6 protein-coding genes are annotated in these 6,690 nt (G+C 38.5%); 3 read left to right on the top strand and 3 right to left on the bottom strand.

Going from position 1 to position 6,690, the window contains the following annotated elements:
• Nucleotides 1-137 precede the first annotated feature (137 nt).
• From CDZ78_RS10990 to CDZ78_RS21965, 3 genes are all read right to left on the bottom strand, one after another.
• Nucleotides 138-935, bottom strand: coding sequence for a hypothetical protein (locus CDZ78_RS10990; RefSeq protein WP_087870056.1), 798 nt, complete (start codon nt 933-935; stop codon nt 138-140).
• A 265-nt stretch (nt 936-1,200) separates the two neighbouring features.
• On the bottom strand, nt 1,201-2,358 hold the full coding sequence (locus tag CDZ78_RS10995) for a hypothetical protein (RefSeq protein ID WP_087870057.1): 1,158 nt from the start codon (nt 2,356-2,358) through the stop codon (nt 1,201-1,203).
• Nucleotides 2,359-2,367: 9 nt separating this feature from the next.
• Nucleotides 2,368-2,544, bottom strand: coding sequence for a hypothetical protein (locus CDZ78_RS21965; RefSeq protein WP_167374265.1), 177 nt, complete (start codon nt 2,542-2,544; stop codon nt 2,368-2,370).
• Nucleotides 2,545-2,799: 255 nt separating this feature from the next.
• Here CDZ78_RS21965 and CDZ78_RS11000 point away from each other — a divergent pair, with 255 nt between their 5' ends.
• The 3 genes from CDZ78_RS11000 to CDZ78_RS11010 form a co-directional block, all read left to right on the top strand.
• Nucleotides 2,800-4,833, top strand: a complete 2,034-nt coding sequence (locus tag CDZ78_RS11000) for a type I restriction-modification system subunit M (RefSeq protein WP_087870058.1) — start codon at nt 2,800-2,802, stop codon at nt 4,831-4,833.
• Nucleotides 4,833-6,173, top strand: coding sequence for a restriction endonuclease subunit S (locus CDZ78_RS11005; RefSeq protein WP_087870059.1), 1,341 nt, complete (start codon nt 4,833-4,835; stop codon nt 6,171-6,173). The genes CDZ78_RS11000 and CDZ78_RS11005 overlap by 1 nt, the downstream gene beginning before the upstream one ends.
• A gap of 90 nt (nt 6,174-6,263) precedes the next feature.
• A partial coding sequence (locus CDZ78_RS11010) for an IS1 family transposase (protein WP_444979203.1) occupies nt 6,264-6,690 on the top strand: 427 nt, incomplete at its 3' end.

Here is a 6,690-nt window from a genome sequence, read left to right on the forward strand (position 1 = left end):
ATAGATTTTCAAGATAGCTTTGAGTTAAGGCAAGGGAACTGAATTTAGAATAGAATTATTGAGATAAAATAAATACTACAAATAAAACAACAACTTAATAACTCATATTTTGGGCGCAAAAATTCCGCCCAACTTTGTTACTTAACCATGTTTTTACGAATAGTTTCAGCGTCCTTAGCGTTGGCAATATCCATTTTAGCGATTTGAAGTGAACACCACTTATTAGATTTAGTAATGTTCTGTTTTTTAAGCTGTACATACGCATCTTGCCAGTCCTGATACATCATTTGAGTTTCAAGCTTACGAGCTTCACGCTTATTAGTTAATGGGATATAGCTTTTACCTTGCCTTAATGGCTCACGATTGAGCAAATCATCAATAGCATCTTGGTCAATAAAAAGCTGTTCTCCCTCAAAATATAAAACCTCTTCAACAGGAACAGTATGCTGATTGACTTCCAGCGATAAATCTAAACTATTCAAAGTCACCCAGCGCCGACCTCTAGCCGTTTTTAGCATACCCAACTTAATCACAGGTTGGTTGACTGTGAAGGTAATTTTATCTTTTAACCCTAACAATCCCGCAATTACCTTAGACAGCCGCTTAACATCAGCTTGCCATTGCTGTAATTGCACTAAAGGAATTTGCACCCGCCCCATTTGGCTTTGCATCTCAACATCATCGCAAACAATAAATGCGCGACTTAAAGCAGGATCATCATGAATAAGCGTGATAATATCCATAAAACAACGATTCTCACACGCATGACACTCAATAGACTGAGCCGCAGAAGTACGTATAAGAAGCCCTACTTTTAAGAGCAACTCTAATGTTCCATCAGGCCAATTTTGAATAGTATTCCAGCTAATTATAATTGGCTTATTTTCTGCTCTCAGGTGTACTAATAACCCAAGTAAAACATCATTAAAGGTCATAACCTATGAAAACAATTGGCGGTTGGATATGGCATAACACATTGAAATATATGTAATTACAACATGCATAATAGTCTCATTAATTTATGGAAAAAAGAGGAAAAGTAGCGATATTGTGTAATTTTTTCTACTTTTCCACTAAATATTGATAATTAAAGCGATGTGAATGAGACCATTATGCATTCATCTTTAGTTTTATTTTCAATGGCTTATCGGAATTCCAACCGCCATTTGTTTTCATAGGTCATAACACAGTAATGAATGATTACGGCTGCGGCTCAATACCCGACTTCTCTAATATCTCACGAATTTTTAAATCATCGCCATCATGCCCCAGCGGACAGGAATTAGGATAAGTAATATTAAAGGTACGTGTCTTGGTGCGCCTGCCGACGGTGGGTTCAAAAATAACTTTTACACGGGTTTGAGTCACAAAATAAGCAGGTGGATTCAATTCTTCTAATAACTCATAAACCGCTTGAGGATTATTTTTAGTATCAGCTTCTAAAGAAATACGCCGTTTACTACCATGTTTTAATGTAAGCCGTAACTGAGTGACCATTATCTGCTCAATACCCGATTCAGGCGCAATTTGAAACGTAAATGCAGCATCCCCTAAAGGATCTAAATCATAAACCCGCTTATCAATCCTACCGTTACTTAGCGTCTCTAAATTAAGAATTGTTCTAGCAAATATTCTCTGCAACTCAGGTACAGCTTTCGTATTTTTAGGAGCATAAATATCTAACGCCCCTTCTTCTTCACAATAAACAAAAATAATTTCAAAAGCAGGATGTCGGGCGCGTGTTTTTAAAGCATCACTCTCCCACTCAACAGACGATAAACCAAAATCTTCAGGGTAAGCAAAAAAATACTCTTTATTATGCCGACGATAAGGCTCTACCTGACAGTTTCTACCGCGCCCCTCATTCTTATGAAAAAAAGCACTAATCTCATCAGCTAAAGCTTTAATTGCACTATCACCAACATTTGGCGGCACATTGGGCAAATCATTACGCCGTTTCCAATAAGAACTACTTACATTATCCGCATGGAGGAACATAGTCGCCCCCATCCAGTAAGCATGTTTCTCAAGAAAAGCCCACATCACTTTGGCATGAAAACCTTCAAATTCAGCAATACTCTCTACAAAAGTCTCCTCATTATAAAAATGTGCTTCATCTATCAAAGCCGCTATACCACCTTCACAGGCCATCGCATGTATATCTTGAAATTCTGCCTCAATAACCGCTTGCTGTGCTTCAGGCAAAGCCGTAAAAGCAAGAAAAATGCTATCAACCTCCTTTTCTTTTAAAGCACTAAAATCAACACCCAGCTCAATCGACTTAGCACTAAAGTAGCTGACTAACTGGTGATTAGGAATATGTCTAAAAAAATGTTTATGTGAATATTGAGCGGCCAAGTGTTACCCCTAGTTATGATAATAGGCCGGGGAGTCGCTATTTTTGCGAAAGCTTGTTTTGGGCATCCCAGCCCAAGCAAGCGGCAAAAACTTAACGCGACCGCTAATGCCTTCGGCGCCCCAGACGTCCTGCGTACGTGCCACTTCGCCACTACCATCGTAAACTCGGTGCTGGCTTCGTAACACTCCCTCAAATGACTGGACGGCGTTTCGGAATGCCTTTTATTTTGTCTCCACCTACGCTAGCGCTACGATTCCGACAAAACAACGGCCCTACGCCTTCTGGGGACTACCAGCCCTCGCGTTCGCTCTCCATGGCTGGCAGCGAAAGAATTTATCTTGCCATATAGGATTGCATCGGAATATATAGCGCTTTTTAGTATAAGATACGTATTAAATTATCGAGATCAGCCATACTCCATCAAATATTAAAAACCATCAATGATCAACAAAGAACGCCTCAATAACCTATCCAATGAAATCTGGAAAGGTGCAATCAAGTTACGTGGAAAATTCAAAGCTAAAGATTATCCTTCTGTTATTCTACCAATGATCATGATACGCCGTATAGAGTGCGTGTTAGAAACCAAGCGAGAAGCGTTTAAAGCAGAACTGTTACAGAAAACTCCCGATATTAGCGATGCAGACTTAAAAAAACGCATCAAGCTACTGGAAACCACTAAACTAGCGTTTTATAACCAATCAGACTGGACATTAACTAAAATACTGGAAGACAGCTCCTCACAAGTAGAAGCTAATTTTCGTGAATACATCAACAGCTACAGCCCCAATATTGATGAAATTATCGAAAAATTTGATTATCGCAACACAATTACTCAAATCGTCAAAGCCAAACGCCTAGCCAGTATTATCGAGCTTGCCGCTGATGAAGACTTTAGCCCTGAACGGCTTTCTAATATAGAAATGGGCTATGTTTACGAAGAATTATTACAAAAATTCTCTCAGGACGATGCTAAAGACACGGGCGAGCACTTTACTCCGCGTGAAATCATCCGCGTCATGGTTGAGTTAATGGATATAAACTTTGATCCAGCCACCGCCACCCAAGCACTCTCAATTTATGATCCCGCTTGTGGTACAGGCGGTATGCTCTCCATCGCCAAAGAACATATTATCGATAAAGCTAAAAATGAACATGAAACTAAACAGGTTGAAGAGCTTATCTTACTTAACGGGCAAGAATATTTAGCGCAAAATTACGCCATGTGCAAAGCCGATATGATTTTAAAAGGTGAAAGCCATATTAACATCACCCACGGCAACTCACTGATCCCTCATATTGAAAGCATCGAAGACGATGGCGACCAGCATTATGGTAGTCATTTTGATTATATGATTTCCAACCCGCCGTTTGGGGTGAACTGGTCAGACTATAAAGACGATGCCCTAAAATTTATAGATTCTCGGTATCAATGGGGAACACCTGATATAAGCGACGGGGCATTTTTATTTTTACTCAGCATGATTGAGAAAATGAAATCGGCTGATCAAGGCGGCTCTAAAATTGCCATTCTATTTAATGGCTCACCGTTAAGCAATGGTGATGCAATGCAAGGCGCAAGTGAAATACGCCGCCATATCCTAGAAAAAGACCTGTTAGACAGCATTATTATGATGCCCGACCAAATGTTTTATAACACGGGAATTTATACCTATATATGGATACTCAATAATAATAAGCCTGAGCATAAAAAAGGTCAGGTTCTGATTATCAATGCCCGCCAACAATACGAGAAAGAACCCAAAGCCTTTGGTAATAAACGCAATCGCCTCAGCGATGAGCACCGACACTGGATACACAACAAATTTACCACTTGGCAAGCAGATGAAAACTGCAAAAAATTCAGCACCACCGACTTTGCTTTTCACAAAGTAAAAATTGTCTACTGGCAAGCTGATGAACAGAATGAACCGATGTGGCTACGCGAACCATTACCCTCACAGCTCAGCAATGCCAATATCAAAAAGCAAGTTGAGTTCTATGGCGACTTCACTCTTTATATTGATATTCAATCACCGTTTGAACAAGATTCGGTTATCGCTATTGAATTACAAATTAATGGTGCTAAAGCCTTTGAAACTCTACTGGCAGAACGCTTGAAAGCACATATTAGCCAATTAAAAGGCGACACGCTCAACGAGATTAAAAAATGGGTAAAAGCACAGCATACCAAAGCTGAGTTTTATCACCGCCATTATTTAGCTGATACGGAATATATTCCTTTTGATGCCATGCAAACCGATAAACCCCAGCATATTAACTTATTTTTAGCCGCTGAAATTGATTATCCAATTATTCGCTGGAAAGAAGTCGAGCAACTGGGTTATGAAATCCTGCCCAATAAATATTTTTATCAGTATGTAGAACCGACTTCCAGCGAACAGTTATTAAATGAATTTTGGGCATTGGAAAAGCAAGCGGAAGATTTGTTGACAGGGATTAAGGAGCTGTAATGGAAGCTTATGATTTAAAGGATTCTGGGGTTGATTGTTTAGGTAAAATTCCTGAGCATTGGGTAAAGGGAAAAGTCAAAAACCGTTTTTTTCTCAAGCCCAGCAATGTAGATAAAAAACAATATGACGATGAAATCCCTGTAGAGCTTTGTAATTATGTCGATGTTTACTACAACGATTTTATAAGGAATGATTTAAAGTTCATGCCTGCAACTGCTACAGCGTATGAAATAAAGAAGTTTTCACTAGAATTGGAAGATGTGATTTTAACAAAAGACTCAGAAGACCCTATGGATATAGGCGTTCCTTCTTTAGTTAAAGAAATTAAACCTAATCTAGTGTGTGGTTATCACCTAACAATGCTACGAAAAAGACCTTGCCACGTTTCAGGTTCATTCCTATTTTGGGCATTAGCAGATAAAGCGATTGCCTCTCAATTTTATAGAGAAGCAACGGGCGTAACACGTTGGGCTATTTCTTCTCGAAATATTAAAAATGTAGCGATTGCTTACCCTGACTTGGAAGAACAAAAAGCCATTGCCGATTATTTAGACAAAGCCTGCCAAAATATTGATAAAACCATCAGCCTAAAACAGCAACAATTAGAAAAATTAGAAGCTTATCGTAAATCAGTGATTCATGAGGCGGTGACTAAAGGTTTAGATAAAGCAGTAACAATGAAGGATTCTGGGGCTGAGTGGTTAGGGGAAATTAATAGATCATGGCGAGTGGTCAAATTAAAGAGGATTCTTTCTGAAAAATTACAATATGGTGCTAATGAGTCTGCCGAATTAGAAGATAAAAGCCTTCCTCGATATATTCGCATTACTGATTTTGGAGCAGATGGTAAGCTCAGAGATAATACATTTAAGTCATTAAAAGTATCGGTGGCAGCACCTTATATGCTAAAAAATGGAGATATTTTATTTGCAAGAAGTGGCGCAACAGTTGGAAAAACATTTCAGTTTAAAAATTATCAAGGGAACGCTTGTTTTGCTGGCTATTTAATTAAAGCAGCCCCTTTAGAGACTAAGATAAGTAGTGATTTTTTATATTATTTTACAAAGTCAATTGCCTATGAAGAATGGAAAAATTTAATTTTTACACAAGCGACCATTCAAAATATTGGTGCAGATAAATATCAATATTTGAATGTGCCACTACCATTAGTAAATGAACAGAATGAAATAACACGCTATTTGGATGAAGCTTGTGAAAAGATAAATAAAACCAAAGAAACCATATCAAAGCAAATCAAAACCCTAACTCAATATCGTCAATCCCTGATTCATGAATGTGTCACAGGCAAAAAACGTGTTTATCAGGGTGAAATACATTAACTCGCATCACGGATAGACGGTAGTGGGTTAAATCTGTTATTTCACTTAAATAATTAGGAGAAGTAAAAGGTTTACATCATAATTCCTCGAATGAAATGTTATCAAGAAGTAAGTTGCCCAAATTGTCGCTGTAGCACTATCATGAAATCAGGAAAGAATGCTCAAAATATACAGCGGTATCGCTGCAAAAATAGTGCCTGCCAAACTCAAACATTTATGCTGTACTATCGCTATAATGCATGTGTGCCTGGAGTCCAAGAAAAAGTCGTCGAAATGGCTATTAATAGCAGTGGTATTAGAGACACCGCACGGGTTCTGAAAATCAATAAAAATACAGTCATCAGCATCCTGAAAAGCAAAGAAGATAGCCTTGTACAGGTAAATCCTATTTTTCTATCTCAAAAATCAGAAACACCTTTAGACGTCCGGCTGGAGCTTGTTTGCGAAGAAGTTGAGATTGATGAACAATGGTCATTTGTAGGTAAAAAGTCGAATCAGCGATGGTTATGGCATGCTG

The organism is Bathymodiolus platifrons methanotrophic gill symbiont (assembly GCF_002189065.1).
GTDB lineage: Bacteria > Pseudomonadota > Gammaproteobacteria > Methylococcales > Methylomonadaceae > Methyloprofundus.

Bases quoted from the DNA above. Each gene is read 5' to 3' on its own strand.
- CDZ78_RS11005 (WP_087870059.1), top strand. From the start codon at position 4,833: ATGGAAGCTTATGATTTAAAGGATTCTGGGGTTGATTGTTTAGGTAAA.
- CDZ78_RS11000 (WP_087870058.1), top strand. From the start codon at position 2,800: ATGATCAACAAAGAACGCCTCAATAACCTATCCAATGAAATCTGGAAA.
- CDZ78_RS10990 (WP_087870056.1), bottom strand. From the start codon at position 935: ATGACCTTTAATGATGTTTTACTTGGGTTATTAGTACACCTGAGAGCA.